General features: G+C 53.2%; 21 protein-coding genes. 12 read left to right on the top strand and 9 right to left on the bottom strand.

All coding sequences use genetic code 11. The features are described from left to right. The 4 genes from bcsG to A8F97_RS17975 all read left to right on the top strand — a co-directional run bounded on the left by bcsG (window position 1) and on the right by A8F97_RS17975 (window position 6,745). Window positions 1-1,659, top strand: a complete 1,659-nt coding sequence (gene bcsG, locus A8F97_RS17990; RefSeq protein WP_033072367.1) for a cellulose biosynthesis protein BcsG — start codon at window positions 1-3, stop codon at window positions 1,657-1,659. Between the two features lie 467 nt (window positions 1,660-2,126). Beyond that, window positions 2,127-3,275, top strand: a complete 1,149-nt coding sequence (locus tag A8F97_RS17985) for a diguanylate cyclase domain-containing protein (RefSeq protein WP_050512694.1) — start codon at window positions 2,127-2,129, stop codon at window positions 3,273-3,275. Between the two features lie 318 nt (window positions 3,276-3,593). Further along, window positions 3,594-4,886, top strand: coding sequence for a dicarboxylate/amino acid:cation symporter (locus A8F97_RS17980; protein ID WP_012821933.1), 1,293 nt, complete (start codon window positions 3,594-3,596; stop codon window positions 4,884-4,886). 356 nt (window positions 4,887-5,242) lie between these two features. After that, a complete protein-coding gene (locus A8F97_RS17975) occupies window positions 5,243-6,745 on the top strand; it encodes a M16 family metallopeptidase (RefSeq protein WP_033072365.1) in 1,503 nt (500 codons plus the stop codon). A 67-nt stretch (window positions 6,746-6,812) separates the two neighbouring features. Here the strand turns inward: A8F97_RS17975 and kdgK are convergent, their stop codons facing one another. Both kdgK and yhjD read right to left on the bottom strand, forming a co-directional pair. Further along, a complete protein-coding gene (kdgK, locus tag A8F97_RS17970) occupies window positions 6,813-7,745 on the bottom strand; it encodes a 2-dehydro-3-deoxygluconokinase (RefSeq protein ID WP_012821935.1) in 933 nt (310 codons plus the stop codon). A gap of 166 nt (window positions 7,746-7,911) precedes the next feature. After that, window positions 7,912-8,928, bottom strand: a complete 1,017-nt coding sequence (gene yhjD, locus A8F97_RS17965; protein WP_033072364.1) for an inner membrane protein YhjD — start codon at window positions 8,926-8,928, stop codon at window positions 7,912-7,914. Window positions 8,929-9,057: 129 nt separating this feature from the next. Here yhjD and A8F97_RS17960 point away from each other — a divergent pair, with 129 nt between their 5' ends. Further along, window positions 9,058-10,260 carry an MFS transporter gene (locus A8F97_RS17960; RefSeq protein WP_025919963.1) on the top strand — a complete coding sequence of 401 codons (1,203 nt, stop codon included), beginning with the start codon at window positions 9,058-9,060 and terminating at the stop codon, window positions 10,258-10,260. Between the two features lie 35 nt (window positions 10,261-10,295). Here A8F97_RS17960 and A8F97_RS17955 read toward each other — a convergent pair whose 3' ends face one another. Further along, a complete protein-coding gene (locus tag A8F97_RS17955; RefSeq protein WP_012821938.1) occupies window positions 10,296-10,862 on the bottom strand; it encodes a DcrB family lipoprotein in 567 nt (188 codons plus the stop codon). Between the two features lie 186 nt (window positions 10,863-11,048). Beyond that, entirely contained in the window at window positions 11,049-11,726 is a 678-nt protein-coding gene (locus A8F97_RS17950; protein WP_025919964.1) for a 7-cyano-7-deazaguanine/7-aminomethyl-7-deazaguanine transporter, read from the bottom strand. A 216-nt stretch (window positions 11,727-11,942) separates the two neighbouring features. Here A8F97_RS17950 and tusA point away from each other — a divergent pair, with 216 nt between their 5' ends. Continuing rightward, window positions 11,943-12,188 carry a sulfurtransferase TusA gene (gene tusA / locus A8F97_RS17945; protein WP_014698415.1) on the top strand — a complete coding sequence of 82 codons (246 nt, stop codon included), beginning with the start codon at window positions 11,943-11,945 and terminating at the stop codon, window positions 12,186-12,188. Between the two features lie 59 nt (window positions 12,189-12,247). On the opposite strand, the gene A8F97_RS17940 is transcribed toward tusA, so the two are convergent. Next, window positions 12,248-14,602, bottom strand: coding sequence for a zinc/cadmium/mercury/lead-transporting ATPase (locus A8F97_RS17940; protein WP_025919965.1), 2,355 nt, complete (start codon window positions 14,600-14,602; stop codon window positions 12,248-12,250). 94 nt (window positions 14,603-14,696) lie between these two features. Next, window positions 14,697-15,326, bottom strand: coding sequence for a lysoplasmalogenase (locus tag A8F97_RS17935; protein WP_012821942.1), 630 nt, complete (start codon window positions 15,324-15,326; stop codon window positions 14,697-14,699). Between the two features lie 181 nt (window positions 15,327-15,507). On the opposite strand from A8F97_RS17935, the gene A8F97_RS17930 reads away from it, so the two are divergent. Beyond that, the gene (locus tag A8F97_RS17930; RefSeq protein ID WP_005976419.1) at window positions 15,508-15,828 is read left to right on the top strand and encodes a DUF1820 family protein; all 321 of its coding nucleotides are present in this window, start codon (window positions 15,508-15,510) and stop codon (window positions 15,826-15,828) included. Window positions 15,829-15,910: 82 nt separating this feature from the next. Here A8F97_RS17930 and A8F97_RS17925 read toward each other — a convergent pair whose 3' ends face one another. Continuing rightward, window positions 15,911-16,186 (bottom strand): DUF1145 family protein, encoded by a 276-nt coding sequence (locus A8F97_RS17925; protein ID WP_161546507.1) that lies wholly within the window; start codon window positions 16,184-16,186, stop codon window positions 15,911-15,913. Window positions 16,187-16,215: 29 nt separating this feature from the next. Continuing rightward, window positions 16,216-16,791, bottom strand: a complete 576-nt coding sequence (gene rsmD / locus A8F97_RS17920) for a 16S rRNA (guanine(966)-N(2))-methyltransferase (RefSeq protein WP_010306568.1) — start codon at window positions 16,789-16,791, stop codon at window positions 16,216-16,218. Window positions 16,792-17,129: 338 nt separating this feature from the next. Here rsmD and ftsY point away from each other — a divergent pair, with 338 nt between their 5' ends. The 4 genes from ftsY (at window position 17,130) to rpoH (ending at window position 21,359) form a co-directional block, all read left to right on the top strand. Continuing rightward, on the top strand, window positions 17,130-18,545 hold the full coding sequence (ftsY, locus tag A8F97_RS17915; RefSeq protein WP_033072363.1) for a signal recognition particle-docking protein FtsY: 1,416 nt from the start codon (window positions 17,130-17,132) through the stop codon (window positions 18,543-18,545). Window positions 18,546-18,550: 5 nt separating this feature from the next. After that, on the top strand, window positions 18,551-19,222 hold the full coding sequence (gene ftsE, locus A8F97_RS17910) for a cell division ATP-binding protein FtsE (RefSeq protein ID WP_005976428.1): 672 nt from the start codon (window positions 18,551-18,553) through the stop codon (window positions 19,220-19,222). Continuing rightward, window positions 19,212-20,180, top strand: coding sequence for a permease-like cell division protein FtsX (gene ftsX / locus A8F97_RS17905; RefSeq protein ID WP_012821944.1), 969 nt, complete (start codon window positions 19,212-19,214; stop codon window positions 20,178-20,180). The genes ftsE and ftsX overlap by 11 nt, the downstream gene beginning before the upstream one ends. A gap of 321 nt (window positions 20,181-20,501) precedes the next feature. Then, window positions 20,502-21,359: an RNA polymerase sigma factor RpoH gene (gene rpoH / locus A8F97_RS17900; protein ID WP_012821945.1), complete on the top strand. Its 858-nt coding sequence runs from the start codon at window positions 20,502-20,504 to the stop codon at window positions 21,357-21,359. An 88-nt stretch (window positions 21,360-21,447) separates the two neighbouring features. Here the strand turns inward: rpoH and panM are convergent, their stop codons facing one another. After that, window positions 21,448-21,894: an aspartate 1-decarboxylase autocleavage activator PanM gene (gene panM / locus A8F97_RS17895; RefSeq protein ID WP_012821946.1), complete on the bottom strand. Its 447-nt coding sequence runs from the start codon at window positions 21,892-21,894 to the stop codon at window positions 21,448-21,450. Between the two features lie 405 nt (window positions 21,895-22,299). On the opposite strand from panM, the gene A8F97_RS17890 reads away from it, so the two are divergent. Continuing rightward, a complete protein-coding gene (locus A8F97_RS17890; RefSeq protein WP_025919969.1) occupies window positions 22,300-23,412 on the top strand; it encodes a branched-chain amino acid ABC transporter substrate-binding protein in 1,113 nt (370 codons plus the stop codon). The last annotated feature ends 113 nt before the right edge of the window (window positions 23,413-23,525 follow it).

Genomic DNA, 23,525 nt, shown 5'->3' with positions numbered 1-23,525 from the left:
ATGGACGAAAAAACACGTAAGCAACAACAGGACACGCAAAAACAGCAATTATGGCGCTACTGGCGTGGGCTAGGTGCCTGGAATCTGTATTTTTTGCTGAAATTTGCCCTGTTGTGGTTTGGGTACCTGAATTTTCATCCGCTGCTTAATCTGGTCTTTTTGGCGTTTTTGCTGCTCCCGATCCCCAATGTCACACTGCACCGCTGGCGTCATATTATTGCCATTCCGCTCGGTATCGGGCTTTTTTACCACGATACCTGGCTGCCGGGCATCAACAGTATTCTCAGCCAGGGGACACAGGTTGCTGGCTTTAGTACCGCCTATTTACTGGAGCTGTTAAATCGCTTCATTAACTGGCAAATGGTCGGTGCGGCGGTGGTTATCACCGTGACCTACCTGTTCTTCGCGCAGTGGGTTCGCATTACGGTATTTACCGTGGCGGCGCTGGCGTGGCTAAACATCATCAATCTGGCGGGGCCTGCCGTTTCGCTGATGCCTGCGGTAGCGACGACGCCAGCCCCCTCGGCAGCGGGTTCCCCAACTGGCGGAGGAACCGCGCTGTCCGAAGCCACCTTACCGCCTACGAATGCGAATCTTACGGCTTATCTGAACCAGTTTTATACGCGAGAAAAAGCGCGAACCACGGCGTTTCCTACCTCGCTGCCGCAGGATGCACAGCCTTTTGATCTTCTGATTATCAATATCTGTTCGCTGTCATGGTCGGATATAGAGGTGGCGCAGTTGGACAACCATCCGCTGTGGAAGAAGTTCGATATCCTGTTTCGACAGTTTAATTCCGCTACTGCGTATAGCGGACCAGCGTCAATTCGCCTGCTGCGGGCAAGCTGTGGTCAACAGTCTCACACCGATTTGTACCAGCCAGTGAACCAGCAGTGCTTCCTGTTCAGTAATTTGGTGAAGCTGGGTTTTGAAGAGCAACTGATGCTCGATCATTCCGGCATCTTCGGGAATTACCTGCGTGAGGTGCGTGAAGAGGGTGACATCCAGATTCCGATGCTGTCGCAGGAGGGCATCAGCCACCAGATTACCTCGTTCGACGGCGAGCCGATTTATAACGATTTGGAGCTGCTAAATCGTTGGCTGGGCGAGCGAGATAAAGCGACGACGACGCGTAATGCGACGTTCTTTAACCTGATTCCGCTGCATGACGGTAACCGCTTTGTAGGCACCAACCAGTCGGCTGACTATGCGCCACGTGCAAAGATCCTGTTTGACCAACTGGATGCCTTTTTTGACGTGTTGCAAAAATCTGGTCGCAAAGTCATGGTGGTGGTGGTACCGGAGCATGGGGCAGCGCTGGCTGGCGATAAGATGCAAATGTCTGGGTTGCGCGATATCCCCAGCCCGAGTATCACGCATATTCCTGTCGGTGTGAAACTGTTTGGTTTGCAGGCACCGCATCAGGGCAATGCGCTTGAGGTGACATCACCGAGCAGCTATCTGGCGATTTCGGAGCTGGTTGCACGGGTGGTGGACGGTAAAGTGTTCACTGCGCCTTCTGTGGATTGGCAAACGCTGGTGAGCACACTGCCACAAACGGAAGCGATCTCGGAAAATGAGAACGCGATCGTGATGCAATATCAGGGAAAACCCTACATTCGTCTGAACGGCGGAGACTGGGTGCCATACCCGCAATAGCGTAACCATCATAACGTAATGCCGGTGGTTCAAGCATCGAGGTGCACGGGCGACCACAGGGGGAACCTTCCCCTGTGCTTCCCCTAAGTACGGGCTTAAGTGACCAGCGTTAGACCGTCAGAACACATCCTATCGGGTTGCCGCTGCCCGCCTTTCTTCATCACGTGTTATCTTCGCTCTCCCCCTGAATAGCTATGCTGGCTTATGCAGGGGATATCCCCTATTCTGAGGCCGCGTTACGGGAGCCTAAGATTAAGATGAAATCCCCTGAGTACCAGCAGAAAACCGCGTTGAGGCGGCGATAAGCTGACTTATACTATTTGTAGCGTGTTACTGCGTGTGGCGGCGCGTTTTTCGCGCGGCGTATTGCCCGCCTATTTTTATTTGGTGGGACAGGTGTTCAGGTTTGCATAACAGGTTGACGGAGAAAGCGCTTGCGGCTCAGACGTTCATTAACGATTAAACAGATGACAGCCGTGTCTGCCGTGGCACTGGTAACGATCAGCCTGTTTATCGTCATACAGCTTTTTCACTTCGTTCATCAGCGCCGTGAAGATTATGCCAAGCAGTTGGAGAGCATCGCGTATTCCGTGCGTCAACCGCTGACGGATGCGGTGCTACAAGGTGAAGTGCAACGTGCAGGTAATATTCTGGATAGCTTGCTCCCCGTTGCCTTTCTTAGCCGGGCAGATGTATTGCTGCCTGATGATTTCCAGACGTTACACGCTAATTTCCCGAAAGAACGTCCGGTGCCGGACTGGATCGCGCGGTTCTTTAAGCTGCCGATCCGCATCTCTATTCCACTCTATTCGCCGCCGCAGACACAATATTCGGCACCGCTGGCGCATCTGGTCTTGCAGGCGGATTCCTATCGGATGTATCAATTTATCGTCAGCACCTTTTCAACCATGCTGGCGACGTATCTGCTGTTGGCGTTGATTATGTCGATCGCCATTACCTGGTGCATTAACCGGCTGCTGATACACCCGCTGCGTGGGATTATTGTCGAGTTACAGAATCTACCGCTGGACGCGGTGCTTCACCGCCCGCTCACGCTGCCGCCCTGGCATCAGGATGATGAGCTGGGGGCGCTGGTGCGCAGCTATAACCGTAATCAACAGTTGCTGGAGCAGTCTCTCTCTGCCGGAGCGGAAGGCGCGGGGCTACCGGGCAACGCACATTTTATACGACGCCTTGAACAGCGTCTGGTGGACGCTACTCCGTTTAGCCTGCTCATTTTTGGGCTTGATTCCTCAGCCTGCCAGGGCGATATGGCCGCGTTGGCTAAGCAACTCCATGCGGTGATAGAAGAACAAAATGAGGCAGGGAGCATGTATCTGGCACGCCTCGATGGTGATGAGTTCGCTATCATCGGGAAAACACTGGGATCCGCTGGACGAGCGCAAGAGTGGGCGCAAAACGTAATGCTGGCAATTAATTCTCCCTTTTTACCTACTGGCTCCCAGCCTGTGCGGGCTGTCAGCACGGGTATCCTGACGATTACCGACCCTCAACCAGAGGAGGCGGCGCTGCTTTTGTCACAGGCGCGTTTTGCCATGCAACTGGCGCGGCGTGATAAAAAATGTGGTGTTCATCTCCTCATCGCGTCTTCCTGAGCATTAACAGGTGACGGAAATGTTATTTTTCATAACGACGTTTCCTGATCCGCGTTTTCCCCGTGTGACGGGGGTTTAAGGGCTTTTTACGAGTTTTTTCTGCTGTAAAAATGTGCATCTGTTACAAGTAAATTGCACTGATGTTTCTTTATAACTATTGCTGACGTGATTCAGCTCTTGTTTTTAACCTATCGTTCACAAACTAAACTTATAAAACATTCTCAGCTTGTTATTGCAATGTTACTTTCCGGCGCAATCACAGGCGGCATTTTCGTACCCTATTTCCCTCCTGTGTTTTCGCCACCATAGGACGTATGTATGAAAACATCTATTTTTAAAAGTCTTTATTTTCAGGTTCTTGCCGCTATTACGATAGGGATCCTGCTGGGGCATTTCTACCCCCAGCTTGGCGAGCAAATGAAGCCGTTGGGCGATGGGTTTGTTAAATTAATTAAAATGATTATTGCGCCGGTTATCTTCTGTACGGTAGTCACCGGCATCGCAGGCATGGAAAGTATGAAGTCGGTCGGTCGTACTGGTGCGGCCGCGCTGCTGTATTTTGAAATTGTGAGTACGATTGCGCTGATTATCGGCCTGATCGTGGTTAACGTTGTGCAACCTGGCGTGGGCATGAACATCGACCCGAGCACGCTCGATGCGTCTGCGGTGGCGGTCTATACTCAGCAGGCTTCGCAACAGGGTCTGATTCCGTTCCTGATGGATGTGATCCCTGCGAGTGTGGTCGGTGCGTTTGCCAGCGGTAATATCTTGCAGGTTCTGCTGTTTGCTGTGATGTTCGGCTTTGCGCTGCACCGTCTGGGGCCAAAGGGCAAAGTGATTTTTGATGTGATCGACAGCTTCTCCAAAGTCATTTTCGGCGTCATTAACATGATCATGAAATTGGCTCCTTTGGGTGCGTTCGGTGCTATGGCTTTCACCATCGGTAAATATGGTGTCGGTACGCTGGTGCAGTTGGGACAACTGATCCTCTGCTTCTACATCACCTGTGTTCTGTTTGTATTTCTGGTGTTGGGCAGTATTGCGAAAGCAACGGGCTTCAGTATCTTCAAATTCATTCGCTACATCCGTGAAGAACTGCTGATCGTACTGGGTACGTCCTCTTCTGAATCCGTGCTGCCACGTATGCTGGAGAAGATGGAGAAGGTGGGTTGTAAAAAATCCGTCGTCGGTCTGGTCATTCCTACTGGCTACTCGTTCAACCTTGATGGCACCTCCATCTATCTGACGATGGCGGCGGTGTTTATCGCCCAGGCAACCAACAGCCACATGGATATCTGGCATCAGATTACGCTGCTGGTGGTGCTGCTGCTGTCCTCTAAAGGCGCAGCAGGCGTGACGGGAAGTGGATTTATTGTGCTGGCAGCAACGCTGTCTGCCGTAGGCCATCTGCCTGTTGCGGGTCTGGCGTTGATTCTGGGTATTGACCGATTCATGTCAGAAGCGCGTGCGCTGACCAACCTGATTGGTAACGGTGTTGCGACTATCGTGGTAGCAAAATATTGCCGCGAGCTGGATGAGAAGAAACTGGACGCTGAGTTGTCTGGTAACAATAAGAGCGATAACGCGGCCACGCCGACAGCGCAGTCGTAATTCCAATACGGTTTTCTAAATCAGTTCCCCACGGTGTTAACGATCCGTGGGGAATTTTTTTGTTTGTAAATTTCTTGCCTGTAAACAAACCGAACCAAATCGTTTCTCCCTCTCTTCTTACCCGCCGAAAAACGTAAAAATATTGTTAAATATGACTATTTTTATCTTTTTTGCAGATTATTTCGCCTCCTGAAGTGACATAGACAAAAGCGCGCTGTCCAAGGGAATGGTACACTTCGCGTCTTTAATTTTTTCCGTGATATATCCACGAGAGTGTGCGGTGGCAGACGCAAGGCCACTATAATGATCAACAATAACCACATTAATATGTTGGATAGCTATGAGTAGGGGTTCACATGCAGGGCACCAAAAAGGCGCTTTTCGTTGGTGGTATGTTGCTGGCCGTGGTCAGCAGCAGCGTGCAGGCTGAAGCACTACAGCCCGATCCTGCCTGGCAGCAGGGTAAACTGGATAATGGTTTTACCTGGCAGTTATTAACCACGCCACAGCGCCCCGGCGATCGGGTTGAGTTGCGTCTGGTTGTTAATGCCGGATCGTTGCTGGAAAACGCCCAGCAGGTGGGCTTTGCGCATTTTCTTCCCCGCCTGGCTCTTGCGCCCGGCGATAAGCTATCCGCTGCCCAGTTACCTTCCATGTGGCTGCGCGACGCTAATAGCTCACGCGTCCTTCCCCCGGTCGTTGTCTCGTATGATTTCACGTCGTATAACCTGAGCCTGCCGAATAATCGTCCCGAACTGCTGAAAGAAGCGCTGACGTGGCTGGCGGAAAGCGCAGGGCATATGACGTTCGACGAAAAAAGGCTACAGACCGCGCTGAAGGTGCCCGATCAGGTTGCCACCTTCCCGGTTAACCCGCAGGATCCGAGCTGGCGCTATCGCCTGAAAGGGTCGCCTCTGCTGGCGCACGATCCTGCTCAGGACGTTAAACCGCCGCTGAATGGCGAGCAGATCCAGCAATTTTATAAAACCTGGTATACACCAGATGCGATGACGCTCTACATCGTTGGCCATGTTGATAACCGCAGCGTGCTCGAGCAGATCGGTAAAGCTTTCTCTCCGTTGGAAGGGAAACGCGAAGCGCCAGCGCCGTTGCCGACATTAAGCCCGCTGCCGCCGCAGGCGATCAGCCTGATGAATAACAACGCCCAGCAGGATACGCTGTCGCTGATGTGGGATGCGCCGTGGCATCCGATTCGTGAGTCTCAGGCGCTGGTGCGCTACTGGCTGGGTGACATGACGCGAGAAGCGATGTTCTGGCACCTGCAGCAGGTGCTGGAGAAGAGTCCGCAGAAGGGTAACAACCTCCGTTTCGACTGCAACGTGTTTTATACCCGTTCTCAGTGCGCGATTCATATGGATGTACCGAATAGCGAGAGCGTTGAACCGGGCGTGACGTTTATGGCACGCGAGCTGGCTACACTGCGTGAAAAGGGGCTGACACAACAAGAGTTTGACGCGTTGATCGCGCGTAAGACGGACGAGCTGAACAAGTTGTTTGCCACTTATGCGCGTACCAGCACGGACATCCTGATGGATCAGCGCCTGCGATCTCAGCAAAATGGCGTGGTGGATATTGCTCCCGAGCAGTATCAGAAACTGCGCCAGACTTATCTGTCGGCCTTGACGCTGGATATCCTGAATCAGGAACTGCACCAGCAACTGGTACAAGATACGACGCTGATGTTGATCCAACAGCCGGGTGAGCCTGAAGCGAATATGAAGGCGTTGCAGGAAGCCTACGACCAGATTATGACGCCAGCCGTTGAGCCGGTTGCCAGTGCGTCTGCATCGGCTTCGGAAAAAGCCAAACTGCAGGACAAGGTTCCTGTCGCGCAGTAAACCCGCAATTAGTAACGAAAAAAGGCCGCAGTCGCGGCCTTTTGCTTATTATCACACTACGTCATGCTTACGCAGGCATTGCGTCAAGCGGGATGATCGCGCCACGGTATTGAATGACCGTGCTAGCCGTCAGGTGACCGCGCTGTGCGGCTTCCTGTGTGCTGCCGCCGTTCAGGCGTACTGACAGATAGCCCGCGCTGAAGGAGTCGCCCGCTGCGGTGGTATCAACCACTTTCTCTTTTGGCAGTTTGATTGCCGGGACATCAACCAGCGCTTGTCCGCGTTCTGACACAATGCAGGAATCGGCCCCACGTTTGATGACCACTTCGCTAACGCCCAAACCGTGCGTGCGTTCCAACACGTCTTCCAGCGGCTTTGTGCCCCACAGCATGTCTTCGTCATCCAGCGTCAGGAAGGCAATATCCGTACAGGACAAGATGTCGGTGTAGGCCTGTTGCGTCTCTTCCTTGCTCTGCCACAAGCGTGGGCGGTAGTTGTTATCAAAAATCACTTTACCGCCGTTGGCGCGGCAGGCGCGCAGCAGGGCGAGGAGACGCTGACGGCTTTCGGCGTTCAGGATCGCCAGACTGATGCCGCTCAGATAGAGATAGTCAAATTGAGCCAGCGCCTGACCGATTTTTTCTGCTTCCGGGCTGTCCAGCCAGTAGCGGGCGGCGGCATCGTTGCGCCAATAGTAGAATGTGCGCTCGCCGCTATTGTCGGTTTCAATGAAATATAAACCGGGCAGTTTGTTGTCAAGGCGCTGAATCAGGTCGGTTTTCACCCCTTCGTTTTGCCAGGCGGCAACCATCTCGGTACTGAAGCTATCGGTGCCGAGTGCGGTCACGTAATGCACGCCCAGCTTCTCAGCGTTTACCTGACGGGCAATGTAAACGGCGGTGTTCAGCGTATCGCCACCAAATCCACGGTTAAGATCCGTGCCCTTCTGCGACAGTTCGATCATGCATTCGCCGATTACGGCAATGTTAGTAGTTGTCATCACTTTTGGCCTGTTTGAAAAGGTACCCTGGAACGCGAATTATTCGGGTATAAAAACGCGAAATTAACCTCAGTCTCAACATTACGTGAGACTGAGTCAATAGCCTTGAAACGATGTTTTATTTTTTCATGACGCAGATCGGAAAACCAGCGCTTTCCCGCTGTTTTTAGTGCGGAGAGGGCGGTTCTTTCTCTTGCTCGTTCTGGTCTGTCGAGATATCGCCTTTATAGTTCGCCGTCGCGATCCAGGCGGCGCAGAAAAGCGTCAGGCGCGCGAAGAAATAGAAGAACGCCATCAGGCCAATGACCGAGCCGAACGCAGCTCCTGAAGGAGAACTAGCGAGTTTAGGCAGTGCGACAGTCATTGCGAACTTGATAGCTTCAAAACCGACGGCGGCAATCAACGTGCCGCGAAAGAGCGCTTTGCGCTTGGGTTTATGACGCGGTAAAACAAAAAATATCCATAGAAATAACAGGTAGTTGGCGAAGATAGAGATGGATAGTGCAATCAGCGTTAATGCGGGGCGCAACCACTCGATGCCATCTAACCCCAGCGCGGTCACAATCATGTTTTGCGCGGTGCCCGCAACGGAGGTCAGGAAAAGCGTGATGATGAGCGCTATGACCAAACCTGTCAGCGACAGGAAATCCCGCGTGTACTGAAAGTAAATCTTCTCTTCATCTTTTGGGTTCCGTTCCCATACGTCGCGCGACTGGGCGCGAATCGCTTCACGCAGGTTTCCCATCCAACTGATGCCGGAATAGAGTGCGATCAGTAAACCGGTAAGCCCGACGGTGGTACGCTGCTGCACGGCGGTGTTGACGGTACTTTTCAGCGTATTGGCCAGATTGGGATCGCTGATACTGTTAACAATGCGATTGATCAGTCCAGTCAGCAGGTCGGGGTTGGAGGCCAACACGAAGCCCACGGCGGCAAAAGACACCATGAGAATGGGGATCAGCGACAGAAAGGAAAAATAGGTAATCGCCGCGCCAAACTGGTTGCCCATGCGATCGTTGAAACGTTCGCCTGCACGAATCAGGTGTGCCACGCTGGGAATCGCCTGAATGCGAGCGGCCAGACGTTTGCTTTTGTCCAGAAACGAAAGAGGCTTCTGTGGCGATTTATCCCCTGCTGGGGCTGACGATGTTGACTGACGCTCCGGGTCTGCCGGTACAGGCATTGCGTTTCTCCTGTGTTCGGGATTAGTTTATTAGCATAAGGTTGATTATAACCAACAATATAAGAATGTTACTTTTCGATGTTTTTCTGAACGTACGTCATACACGGACGTTAAGCGAGTGAATTTTCCATGCCAACACCTTCCCCATCCGAACCGGCGTTGAGTGGTCTGCGCCTCAATTTACGCATCGTTTCGATTGTGGCGTTCAACTTCGCCAGCTATCTGAACATTGGCCTGCCGTTGGCGGTACTGCCGGGGTACGTGCATGACCACCTTGGCTATAGCGCATTCTGGGCCGGATTGGTGATCAGCCTGCAATATTTCTCCACGCTATTGAGCCGTCCCCATGCCGGTCGCAGCGCTGATGAAAAAGGGCCGAAGAAAATCGTCGTCTGGGGATTGGTGGGCGTTATGTTGAGCGGGGTGTTTTACCTGCTTGCCGCATTTAGCGATGCATCGCCCGCGATCACGCTGCTGCTACTGTGTCTCGGGCGCGTCGTGCTGGGTGCAGGACAGAGTTTCGCTGGTACAGGTGCAACGCTCTGGGGGGTTGGCGTCGTGGGTTCCCGACATATCGGGCGCGTGATTTCGTGGAATGGTATTGCGACTTACGGCGCAATGGCGATTGGCGCACCGCTCGGCGTCTGGCTCAATCATGTTGGCGGGCTAAAGCTGCTCTCCGTGTGCATCATTTTGAGTGCGGCCGTGGCGATTATCTTTGCGCTGCCGCGTCCAGCCGTGCAGGTCGCGCCGGGGAAAAAGATTCCCTTCCGCGAAGTGCTGGGGAAAGTCTGGGTTTACGGCATTATTCTGGCGATCGCCTCCGCGGGTTTCGGCGTGATCGCCACGTTTATCACGTTGTTTTATGCCGATCGTCATTGGGATGGGGCTGCGCTGACGTTGACTATTTTCAGTTGTGCTTTTGTTGGGGCGAGGCTGGTTTTCCCCAACAGTATTCAGCGGTTTGGCGGACTGCGCGTAGCGATGGCGTGCTTTGTGGTTGAGATCGTGGGCCTGCTGCTGGTGTGGGGCGCGACGCAACCGCTCATGGCGGAAGTGGGGGCATTCCTCGCGGGAGCGGGTTTCTCTCTGGTGTTCCCGGCATTGGGCGTCGTTGCCGTCAAGGCGGTATCACCACAGAATCAGGGTAGTGCGCTGGCAACCTATACGATATTCCTCGACCTGTCATTGGGCATCGTCGGGCCAGTGGCGGGCGTGCTGATGAGCTATACCGGTATCGCCTCTATTTATCTGGCGGCGGCGTTGCTGGGGCTATGTGGTCTGGCGCTGACGTGGCGACTGACTCAGCGCCCTGCCATCGAACAAGAGTAGCCACCGAGGTGGCTACTCCCAGACGATAAGGCCGATTATTTCAGCTTCAGCGTGTGGATGATGCCTTCTGCTTCGCTCTGTGCCTGTTGCTGATTGCCGGCTGGCAGCGTGATCTGCAAGGTCAGCAGTTGGTTTTCCACTTTGCCTAACACCACAGAGGAATAAGCCTGCTGTCCGCTGCTGGTGATAATGCTGTCGAGCTGTTGCAACTTCTTGCCGTCAACGTCGATGGTTTTGTTGGTAACGACCTGAAGGTTGGCGTCACGCGTGCGCTGATGATCTTCCAGGCGCTGCGCCAGCACGGTCAACTCGTCTGTGGTGTCATCGCCCAGAATCACGATGACGGCTTTCTGCCCGTTGTCATTCGCGTAAACGTGCATGTTGTTTGCTTGTGTACCAACTTTACCGCTTTGGTCACTCATATCGGCTGGTAGAGTAAACGCAATTTTACCCTCCAATAATTCAATGTTCTGGCCCGCGCTGGCTTCTGCGGCGGGTTTATCTTGTGCACCCGCTTTTGCGGCGTCATCCGTTTTGCCATCACAGGCAGCAAGCAGGCCGACAAGCAGGCCGACACCGAGGTATTTGATTACATTCGACATAGGTTCCCTTTCTCTCGTTTTTGAAACAGGTCATCTTTTGAAATAGGTAATAACAGTATGGCACCTTATTCAGATAGCAAAAACAAGCGTTTTGTTGTTGCAAACCGTTGTTGACGCCTGCGTTTTTTTACAAAACGATAAGTGATTTAAGGAGAAAAGGCGGCGTAAATTGCCGCCCGAATGGTATTAATGGTGACTGCTGACGGAGTGATAGCCGAGACTGCCTTTCTGCTCACTCAGACGTTTGAGCACCATGTTCAGCATGACGCCGTACATCGGCAGGAAGAAGGCCAGGCTGATCAGCAACTTGAAGGCGTAATCCACCATCGCAATCTCGATCCAGTTTGCTGCCATGAAGGCATCGGTGCTGCGGTAAAACGCGATGAAGAAAAAGGCCAGCGTGTCGCTAAAATTACCAAACACGATTGAAACCGCGGGTGCCACCCACCACGCGCGTTTCTGACGCAGCCGATTGAAGACGTGGACATCCAGAATCTGGCCCAGAACATACGCCATGAAGCTGGCGCAGGCGATACGTGCCACGACGATATTCACCTGATTCAACGACTCAAATGACTGCCACGATCCCTGATAAAACAGTGATGAAATGAGATAGGAAATCACCAACGCAGGCACCATGACGGTCAGAATGATACGACGCGCCAGCGGCGCACCGAAAATGCGAACCGTCAGGTCAGTGGCCAGAAAAATAAACGGAAAGGTAAATGCGCCCCAGGTGGTATGAAAACCGAAAATCAATACCGGGAGCTGAACCAGATAATTACTCGACGTAATGATCAGGACATGGAACAACGACAGCCAGATCAGCGCCGTAAGCCGCTGCTGGGGAGTAAAACGATACATAATGTGACCTTTTTGGTTATTGGGGTTAGGGAACCCAAGGGATAACGTGCAGATTTATGCTGCAACGCGGCGGCATAATACGCAATTGTTTCGCTAATGCAATGTGTTTTACCGAGAACGGATGGTTGTTTTGTGCGCAAACGTTGTCGTCGCTTGCGTCGGGAAATCCTCCGCGTAAACTAAGGCGGTTTTTTGATTCCAGCACTGAGAACGTTGATGACCGATCCCTTTACCAACCCGGATAAAACCCTTGATGCCCAGGGGCTGCGTTGCCCTGAGCCTGTGATGATGGTACGTAAGACGGTACGCCAGATGGAAACCGGGCAAACGCTGCTGATTATTGCCGACGATCCGGCCACCACTCGCGATATTCCCGGTTTTTGCGTGTATATGGAGCATGAGCTTCTGGCGCAGGAGACCGAGCAGCTTCCCTATCGGTATCTGCTGCGCAAGGGTCACTGATACTCGTCATACTTCAAGCCGCAGGTGCGCGGCGTTGCACCGCGCACCGTAGACTGCGATTAGTCCTGTTTTCTCAGCAGCCGCAGCGCGTTGGCCGTGACCAGTGCCGTTGCGCCCGAATCCGCCAGCACCGCCAGCCACAGCCCGGTAATGCCCAGAATACTGGTGACCAGAAATACCGCTTTCAGCCCCAGCGCGATGGTAATGTTCTGACGAATATTACGCTGCGTTGCCCGTGACAAGCTGATCATGGCCGCTAGCCCGGTCAGGCGGCTGTGGGTTAATGCTGCATCGGCGGTTTCCAGCGCCACATCCGTACCGCTTCCCATCGCGATGCCGATGGTTGCGGCTTTCATGGCTGGCGCGTCGTTGATACCGTCGCCCACCATTGCCACGGGGTGCTGCTGACTCAGTTCGCTGACTGCTGTGACCTTATCGGCAGGGAGCAGGCTGGCTCGGTAATCGATCCCCAATGTCGCTGCAATCGCTGCCGCTGCGCGGGGATTATCGCCCGTGAGCATGACGCCGCGGACCCCCAATTGCTGCAAGGCATCCAACGCTTCACGCGCATCGTGGCGTAACGTATCACTCAATGCCAACAAGCCGAGCAGCCTGTCGTCTTCTTGCACCACCACGACGGTTTTCCCTTCGCTTTCCAACATATCGACCCGTTGCAACCAGTCGGCATCAAGCAGATTGGTTGCGATGCGGCTTGGGGCGCTGACCTGAATCCGTTTGCTGCCTATCGTGCCTTCAACGCCGACACCCGCCAGCGCTTTACGGTTTTCCGCCAGCGGCAGGAACGTGCTGCTGGATAACGCATGCTGGACGATCGCCTTGGCAAGCGGATGGTGTGAACCTGATTCCACCGCAGCGGTGCGCGTCAGCAACGCCGTTTCGCTAATACCTGCTGCGGGTAACACGTCCGTCACCTGCGGCTTGCCTTCCGTCAGCGTGCCGGTTTTATCAAATGCGATAGTCTTGATGCTGCCCAGCGATTCCAGCGCTGCCCCGCCTTTAATTAGCGCTCCACGGCGTGTTGCGGCGGCCAGCCCAGAGGTAATCGCCGCAGGCGTTGAGATCACCAGCGCACACGGACAGCCGATTAACAGCAGCGTCAGACCGCGATAAATCCATTCTTGCCACGGTTGTGCCAGCAGCAGCGGCGGCACCAGAATCACTAACAGCGACAGCAGCATAATGGCAGGTGTGTAGTAGTGGCTGAACTTATCGAGGAAGCGTTCTATCGGTGCGCGGCGCTCTTCTGCTTCTTCTATCAATTGCAGAATACGGTCGATGGCACTGTTGCCCGGTTGTGAAACCACTCGCAACTGCACGACCCGATCGACACACAAGCTACCAGCGGCAATTTTTTCACCGGGTGTGCGCTCAATCGGCACCGACTCGCCGGTTAGGGCGCTTTCATCAAAGCTGGCGTCGCTGTTCAAGAGTTCTGCATCGGCAGGGAGCCGTTCGCCGGGAGCGACTTCAATGACATCGCCGGGCACCAGACTCGCAACAGGGACGAGGCGTCGCTGCCCGTTTCCTACGACCGTAGCATCTTCAGGAAGCAGTGCCATCAGTGCGGTTACGCCCCGTCGTGCACGGTTTGCCGCGTAAGATTCCAGATATTCGCCCAGCATAAACAGCAGCAAAATAACGGTGGCTTCGGTGGTGGCACCAATCAAGAGCGCTCCGATGGAAGCCACGCTCATTAGCGTTTCAATCGCGAAAGGCGTACCCGTGCGAATGAGCTGCACCGTTTTTTTCAGGATTGGAATCAGCCCGACAAGGGTAGTTGCGATAAACGCGATCTGCCCGCTGCGCTCGCTTAGCAGGGAAAGTCCCCAGCTTGCAGCAGCCAGCAACGTGAAAAGTATTAAGAAACCATATTCATGCACGAAACGACGCACGGTAGACGTGTCGGGTGGTGCGATGGGGAGTGCAGTGTCCTGCAAGGTGAAGCCAGCTTGCTGAACGGCATGTTGAACCTGAGGACGGATATCGGTGTAGGCATCAACCACCAATTTTTCGGTGGCGAACAGCACTTTGGCTTGTTCAATTCCGGTGAGATTTTTTACGGCATTTTCGATTTTACGTGCGCAACTGGGACAATCCATCCCGCTGATTTTCCAACTGAAACGCTGGTGGGATCGGGGCCTGTCGCTGTCGCCACCGTCGGGGTCGTCTGAATCCGCGCTACCGCCGCTGTCTGACGAGTGCTGCTCTGTGCCACATGCGGTCTGAACGGTGGCATCGGACGTATGCTTGGTTGAACAGCAACTGTGGTCGGCGTGGTTCGAATGCTGGGTGTGCTCGTTGCAGCAGCTTTTGGCGCTGCGTGGCGCGTGGTGAACGCTGTTATTGCAGCAGGCTGATTTCTCAGTGCTGTGGTGATGCTGATGAGAGTGCATGTCTTCCTCCTGGGTTATTAGTGATAGCCATTCTCATCAGGAACTTTACACCGCCGCTCAAGGCTTAGCCAGCCTTTCGTGAGCGTCGCGAACGTCAGAAATAGAGGGAGCGCACGATCAGGAAATGGCCGCCAAAATAGCCCGCCGCCACTATCGCCTGATGGGCGCGGAACGGGAAACGATAATGGTGAATCAGCCATATCGCATGGGCGATAAACAGCAGTACGGTGCCCGTTAGCAGGGAGAAGTTCGCGCTTGTCCCCAGTGCAAAATAACGCTCACCGGCAATCCACACCATCAGCGTTGTCATGATAATAAACGCGCAGGCAGGCCAGCGTTGTGCATCTAATCGCCCCCAGATAATGGCGATAAGGAGTGCGGCCACAACGATCAGCGTCAATGCCAACGGCCAGAAAAAGGTGAACGAGACTTGCCCGGTAAAAAAACCGATGGTGTACAGCAGGTGGGAGAGGAAATAGGCCGCAAAGGCGTAAAGCAGGCGCTGAGTCGGGAGCAGCAGCAGGGTATCTGCCACCAGCGTAGCCAGTAGCCCCAGCACGATCAGATAGCCCGGCACGCCGAGCAGTGGTGTCTGCCAGGCTAGCGCCAGCAGCAATAGCATTGTGACGGGTTTGAATAACCAACGCTGCCATGTTGGGCCACGATAGCTGGCGTCCACATACAGCCAACCAGAAAAAAGCACAGCAATAAATGACCAAAGCATAGCGTGTCCTTTTTGTGTTTTTGTTTGTGTCAGGATAAAAATAAACCGTTCTTTATCCAGTGTAGGGGATTGTGAGGAAGTTAAACAACACGGCGTGAGACGGATGCGCCTTTCGTGAGCTTCATGTTATGTTATCGCCCGTTTTTACGCCGCGACGTCTCTGAAGGGAGCATTGTGTTTAATGAGTAATGAATCCGCACTTTATCGTATTCAATTTATAAATAACGGTAAGAATTACCAGCTTTACGTGCGTGAGTTGGTGCAAAGCAGCCTGTTTGGTTTTATTGAAATTGCCGACTTTGTATTTGATAGCCAGTCTACGGTGTTGGTTGACCCGTCAACCGAGAAACTGAAAACGGAATTCTCCGGCGTGAGCCGCAGTTTCATCCCGTTACAGGCGATTATTCGTATTGATGCCGTGACGGAAAAAGGCAGCGCCCGCATTTCTGATTTAGGCGATAACGTCACCGCGTTCCCTTACCTTCCCGGTAAAAAGTCCTGATTTTTGCGGTGCGCCCTCTGTGGGACGAAAGGGCACGGTATTGATGCCTGGTGCCCCAGGAAATATTGTGCCCCAGTAGCGCTTACGGCTTCGGTGGCTTGGGCTGTTTTTTCTGCCACGCCAGCAGTTCAAACACACCAAAAAGGAAAATACGCGCCTGAAGCGTCCGGTCCAGCGCAGGGCTGTCTTTCGGTTGGCTGGATTTCAACAGCAGCAGTTGAAAACCGTGCATCAGGATCATAAACACCATCGCCACGGTCATGAAGATATTCAACGGCTTGGGAAACGGCTGAATCAGATTAAGCAACAGGAATCCCCACACGCCCAGCATCAATAATCTGCCAAGGTTAATCAAAATCATCTCTTACCCTTACGTTGCTGCAAAGATCACTGACGGATATACAAACGGTAGGCGACCTGACCCGCAATTTTTTCACGGTGCAGTTGCCAATTCTCCGGGATGGTCAGTTGCGCATTTTCCGCCTCTGTTTCCACGTAAATCCACGCGTCTGGTGCCAGCCAGCCCTGTTGTTCCAGCAGAGCAAGCGTGTTGTTCAGCAGTTCTTTGCGGAACGGCGGATCGAGAAACACGACGTCAAACGGAGTACCCGGCTTCGCCAGCCAGCTCAGGGCATCAGTATTGACCACCTCAGCGTTTTCCGCCCGAAGCAGTGCCAGATTTTGCGTTAATTGCTGGGCGACTGCACGCTCCATCTCCAATAATGTGGCATGAGCCGCATAACGAGACAGCGCTTCCAGCCCGAGCGCACCGCTACCGGCAAAGCAGTCCAGACAGCGCGCCTGCTGAATGACGGGGGCTAGCCAGTTAAACAGCGTTTCCCGCACGCGATCGGTCGTGGGACGTAAACCGGGGCTATCAGGAACCGGGAGTTTTCTGCCGCGCCATTGACCACCGATGATTCGGATTTGTCCGGCGGCTGACGATGCATTTTTTTTAGCCATAGCTCACAGGGTTATTGTTGTGCCGCATCATCATGGTGTGGATGCGGGCAGAAAATTTCTGGCGCTATTCTAGCGGCGGTTACGTGTCGAGGGAATGTTAAGATGGACGTTAAGGCGCTTAAGCCAAAATTTTGTGCTGTCGGCGGTCTTCTGGTAACGCGCGACGTTTGACACACTTCGTAACGGACATTGCCTTTCGTTACGAAGATTGTCGGTAGCACGGAGAATTGTCCGTCATTGCCCCGCTGGCTGCGTGTTGCTGTCGGCAGGAAAGTGTTAAACTTGTTGTTTAAATATAATTTTCATTGATTGATTCGCAGCGTGGAGCGCGATTACACATGTCAAAAGAAAAGAAGCGCGGTTTTTTTTCCTGGCTGGGACTCGGGAAGCAAGAAGAAAAACAACAAGAGCAACCGGTCGTTGAAGATGTGCCCGTTGCTGAATCGGATGCCGCCGCATCGACTCACCAGACCGTTGAGCCTACGCCAGAGTGCGTAGAGCAACCGCTGCCGGAAGAATCCGTATCTGAAGAAAGTCGCGCCGTTGAAGAAAATAGGGTCGTTGAAGAAAAGATAGAGGTTGAAGCGCAAGCGCTGGACCTACTGGTCGCCGAGCGTGAGGTTACCGTTGAGGCAGACGATCGTGACACGATCGAACATGATGTTCTTGATCGAAATATCGCCGATCCGATCGTGCAGGTCGAGATCGCAGAAAGTGTGACGGTGGTTGACGCGGAGTTGGGCGTCGCGCAGTTGGAAGAGCAGGATGAAGAACAGGAAAGTGAGCAACGGGATGACGTGCCTGTTGTGGCGCAAGAGCAAGAACGCCCGACGAAAGAAGGTTTCTTCGCTCGGCTGAAACGCAGCCTGGTGAAAACGCGCCAGAACCTCGGTTCCGGATTTATCGGATTGTTTCGCGGTAAGAAAATCGACGACGATCTGTTTGATGAACTGGAAGAACAACTGCTGATTGCGGATGTCGGGGTTGAGACCACCCGTAAAATCATCAGTAGCCTGACGGAGCACGTCAGTCGTCGCCAACTGAAAGATGCTGATACGCTTTTTGTTAAGCTGAAAGAAGAAATGGCGGAGATTCTTGCTAAGGTGGACGCCCCGCTGAATATCGAAGGCAAAACGCCGTATGTCATTCTGATGGTTGGCGTTAATGGCGTGGGTAAAACCACCACCATCGGTAAAATGGCACGTCAGTTCCAGGCGCAAGGCAAATCTGTGATGCTGGCGGCGGGAGATACCTTCCGTGCGGCAGCCGTCGAGCAGCTTCAGGTCTGGGGACAGCGCAATAACGTGGCAGTGGTCGCGCAACATACCGGTGCGGATTCGGCATCGGTGATTTTCGATGCGATTCAGGCCGCGAAAGCGCGCGGTGTGGATGTCCTGATTGCGGATACCGCAGGGCGTTTGCAGAACAAAGCGCACCTGATGGAAGAGCTGAAAAAGATCGTGCGCGTGATGAAGAAGCTGGACGAAGACGCACCGCATGAAGTGATGCTGACGCTGGATGCCAGCACCGGGCAAAACGCGGTGAGTCAGGCCAAGCTGTTTAATGAGGCGGTTGGGCTGACGGGCATTACCTTGACTAAGCTAGACGGGACCGCGAAAGGCGGCGTGATTTTCGCCATTGCCGACCAGTTTGCGATTCCTATCCGCTATATTGGGGTAGGTGAAGGCATTGAAGATTTACGGCCATTCAAGGCCGACGATTTTATTGAGGCACTTTTTGCCCGAGAGGATTAAAACGGATGATTCGTTTTGAACAGGTCAGTAAAGCTTACCTCGGTGGGCGTCAGGCATTGCAAGGGGTGGATTTCCATCTGCGCCCAGCGGAAATGGCGTTCCTGACCGGCCATTCCGGCGCGGGGAAAAGTACCCTGCTGAAACTGATTTGTGGCATTGAACGTCCCAGCGCGGGTCAGATTCTGTTTGGCGGCCACAATATTAGCCGCCTGAAAAAACGCGAAGTCCCGTTTCTGCGGCGTCAGATCGGTATGATCTTTCAGGATCACCACCTGCTGATGGAGCGCACGGTCTATGACAACGTTGCGATGCCGCTCATTATCGCAGGCGCCAGCAGTGAGGATATTCGTCGTCGGGTATCTGCGGCACTGGACAAAGTAGGCCTGCTGGATAAAGCGAAGAACTATCCAATCCAGTTATCCGGCGGTGAGCAGCAGCGTGTGGGCATTGCGCGCGCGGTGGTGAACAAACCCGCGGTGTTGCTGGCGGATGAACCGACCGGTAACCTGGACGAAGCGCTGTCAGAAGGGATTTTACGCCTGTTTGAAGAATTCAATCGTGTCGGTGTCACGGTACTGATGGCGACGCATGATACTGGGCTGATCGCCCGCCGTCATTACCGTGTGCTGACGCTGTCGGATGGCCGCATGGTGGGGGGAAACCACAATGGCGAATAACGTCCGTAATGCGAAAAAGCCTGTCGCAAAAGCGAAAGCACTGCGCGGTGGCTGGCAGGAACAGTGGCGCTATGCCTGGACCAATACGCTGGCCGATATGCTGCGCCAGCCGTTGGCCACTTTTCTGACCGTGATGGTCATCGCCATCTCGCTGGCGTTGCCCAGCATCTGTTATCTGGTATGGAAAAACGTGAGTCAGGCCGCCACACAGTGGTATCCATCGCCGCAGTTGACGGTGTATCTGGATAAATCGCTGGATGACAACGCGGCGCAGGCCGTCATCACGCAGCTTCAATCTGAAGACGGCGTCGATAAGGTCAATTACCTGTCGCGTAATGAAGCGATGGGCGAGTTCCGCAACTGGTCCGGTTTTGGCGGCGCGTTGGATATGCTGGAAGAAAATCCGCTGCCGGCAGTCGCGATTATCACGCCGAAAATGAGTTTTCAGGATTCGACCACGCTGACAACGCTGCGCGATCGCGTGGCGGCGACGCAGGGCGTGGCTGAAGTACGGATGGACGACAGTTGGTTCGCACGACTGGTGGCGTTGACCAATCTGGTCGGGCAAATTTCTGCAACGATTGGCGTCCTGATGGTTATTGCCGTCTTTTTGGTGATCGGTAACAGCGTGCGTCTGAGTATTTTCAGCCGCCGTGAAACCATCAACGTGATGAAATTGATCGGCGCGACGGACGGTTTTATTCTGCGTCCGTTCCTGAACGGCGGTGCGGCAATGGGTGTCGGCGGTGCGGTGTTGTCGCTGATCCTATCGCAAGCGCTGGTCTGGAAATTGGATGCGGTGGTGGCGCAGGTTGCTGCCGTCTTCGGTACGACGTTTGCCGTCAAAGGGCTGAGCTGGGACGAGTCCCTGCTGCTGCTGTTAATCGCCGGTATGATTGGCTGGTTGGCCGCCTGGTTGGCAACGGTACAACATTTACGCCGTTTTACACCACAGTAAGCTTTTTCTGGTATAATTTTCCCCTGTAATTCAGACCGTATTGCAGGGGAAACCTCCTCAGCGACATCTCTTCTTTGTACTTCCCGCTGTGTTTTCCCTTTGATTCACCGTTCGTTTGTCTCCTGCTTGATCTCTGGCATGAGGTGAATAAAATGATAGGAACTTGCGAGCGAAATCACAGTCTGAATAGACGGATTTTAAGGTATTCGATAAATACGCTTTAAGGTGCCGCATTTTGCCATTTTCACGCAAAACGATGCGGCGAAGCAGTGCTAAGATAGCCGATTGTAATATGACGAGTAGAGCAACTGAGAGGGTTGAATGACCAAAGATATGCAAACTTTCACCTTAGTTCCCCAGGGCAGTCTGGAAGGGTATATTCGTGCCGCCAATGCCTATCCGATGCTGACGGCGGAGGAAGAGCGGGCGCTGGCTGAACGACTGCATTATCAGGGCGATCTGGAGGCTGCTAAGCACCTGATTCTGTCACACCTGCGCTTTGTTATTCACGTTGCCCGCAATTATTCCGGTTACGGCCTGCCGCAAGCGGACCTGATTCAGGAAGGGAACATCGGCCTGATGAAGGCGGTACGTCGCTTCAACCCTGAAGTTGGCGTGCGTCTGGTTTCTTTCGCCGTGCATTGGATCAAAGCTGAAATTCATGAATACGTGCTGCGTAACTGGCGTATCGTGAAAGTGGCGACCACCAAAGCACAGCGTAAGCTGTTCTTTAACCTGCGGAAGACGAAAACACGTCTCGGCTGGTTTAATCAGGATGAGGTCGAACTGGTCGCGCGTGAACTTGGCGTGACCAGCAAAGACGTGCGTGAGATGGAATCCCGTATGGCGGCGCAGGACATGACGTTCGATCCGACGCCGGAAGAAGATTCTCACGACGGCAAAGCGATGTCGCCAATGCTTTACCTACAGGATAAATCGTCTGACTTTGCCGGTGGCATTGAAGAAGACAACTGGGATACGCATGCGGCCGATAAGCTCACCTACGCGCTGGAAGGGCTGGATGAACGTAGCCAGCACATTATTCGCGCGCGCTGGCTGGATGATGACAACAAATCCACCTTGCAGGAACTGGCCGATCAATACGGCGTTTCCGCAGAGCGTGTGCGTCAGTTAGAAAAGAATGCGATGAAAAAACTGCGAGCGGCGATAGAAGCCTAATCGTTTTCATCGTCTCTTGGTAAGCGACCGGGTAATGCCCGGTCGTTTTGTTTTTGTCTGCTGTGAGCGTCAGGAATTCGAGGGAGGTTTATGGCTTCTCTGGATTGATGACGTCAAGGATCAGCGGTGTTTCTTTTCTGCGGATATAGCGCCAGCCGCCGGATACGGGTGAGAAGCCGCAGGACACCATAAAGCGTGCCAGTACTTCTTCTTTGATCGCGGCATGATTGGCCGTGGCCAGCCACCACTCTTTAACTTCAGGAAGCTGACGACGCGCTTCGTCAATCAACAATTGTCCTACGCCACGTCGGCGCGTGACTTCTCGCACCATCAGATCGCTCAGTTCCGCATATTCCCCTTCAATCTCGACCAGCACTCCGCCTAATAGCCGATCGTTAAAACGAGCGGTAAACAACCGCCGATCGGGCGTGAGCCCTTCTTCGAGTAATTCAATGTTCTGATGCGGCCAAATTTTCGCCAGATCAATTTTATCCTGAGAGCTGAGCCGGGTGAGGCATTCAACGGTTAGTTTCATTTTTATCGGCACTCCATCATGTGAGTGAAGAATAATGTAGTTGTTTTGTAGTGGAACAGTTGTGTAATTTGAGCGTTATGGTTAATAGGGCAAATGTTTTTCGTATTCTTTGTTTTTCGAGTAATCCATCAACAATTAATGCATAAAGTAGAATATCTGACTATATATAAATTAAATGCTGGTTTTTGCATCTGGCATTTTATGCTGTTTGCTCCGCTTGTTTCTGACAGTGTTAGTTGATTTGCAGCATAATATTCCTGTTTAATAATATGAAAAATAAAGCCTTATTAGAAATTATTACTAATAATAACCTAAGCCTTTCTTACTTATAAGAAAATAGCCAGGTTATGGCGGATGGCGGTCAGGTTTTCGGCAATATCCATAATGACAGATGGGGTAAAAAGAATGAAATTCAGTAAAGGTAAAGTATTGCTGATGAGTTGTGTGGCGGTGGCGTTTAGCCATGCCGTTAATGCTGCCGATATTAAGGTCGCGGTTGTTGGTGCGATGTCTGGTCCCGTTGCGCAGTATGGTGATATGGAGTTCATTGGTGCGCGCCAGGCCATTGCTGACATCAACGCAAAAGGCGGCGTAAACGGTAACAAGCTGGTTGGCGTTGAATATGATGACGCGTGCGACCCTAAGCAGGCGGTTGCTGTCGCGAACAAAGTTGTCACTGACGGTATCCGTTATGTGATTGGTCATCTGTGTTCCTCCTCCACGCAGCCTGCGTCTAATATCTATGAAGAAGAAGGCGTGATCATGATTACGCCTGCGGCAACCAACGCCGATTTGACGACGCGCGGCTACAAAATGGTGCTGCGCACGACGGGGCTGGACTCCGATCAGGGGCCAACTTCGGCTAAATACATTGTCGAATCCCTCAAACCGCAGCGCATCGCCGTGGTTCATGACAAGCAGCAATACGGCGAAGGCCTAGCCCGCTCTGTTCAGGATAGCCTGAAAAAAGCCGGCGCGAATGTTGTGCTGTTTGAAGGTGTGACAGCGGGTGACAAAGATTTCTCCACGCTGATTGCACGTATGAAGAAAGAGAACGTCGATTTCGTTTATTTCGGCGGTTACTACCCGGAAATGGGGCAGATTCTGCGTCAGGCACGTCAGGCTGGCATGACCACCAAATTCATGGGGCCAGAAGGCGTGGGTAACTCCTCGCTGTCCAACATCGCAGGCGATGCGTCTGAAGGTATGCTGGTGACGCTGCCGAAGCGCTATGATCAGGTGCCAGCTAACCAACCGATTGTGGATGCGCTGAAGGCCAAGAAACTGGATCCAACGGGCCCGTTCGTCTGGACGACCTACGCTGCGCTGCAATCGCTGACCACGGCGATGACTCGTACCGGTAGCGATGAGCCGGAAAAACTGGTCGCGGATCTGAAAGCAAACTCCGTGGATACCGTAATGGGGCCATTAAGCTGGGATGCAAAAGGCGACCTGAAAGGGTTTGAATTTGGCGTATTTGAGTGGCACAAAGACGGTACTTCCAGCGCAGTGAAATAATCATCATGCCGGGGAGGCGGTAGCGGATGAATGTGCCGTTGTCTGCCTCTTTTGCGTGGAGAGCATTCTCCGCTTTCTGAGTGTGTACCACTACGAATCCCTCAATACCGAAG

Origin of the sequence: Pectobacterium parmentieri, from assembly GCF_001742145.1 — a bacterium.
Taxonomy (GTDB): Bacteria; Pseudomonadota; Gammaproteobacteria; order Enterobacterales; family Enterobacteriaceae; genus Pectobacterium; species Pectobacterium parmentieri.
The sequence above is the reverse complement of the archived record's forward strand: the minus strand, read 5'-3'. Positions and strand labels throughout refer to the sequence as shown.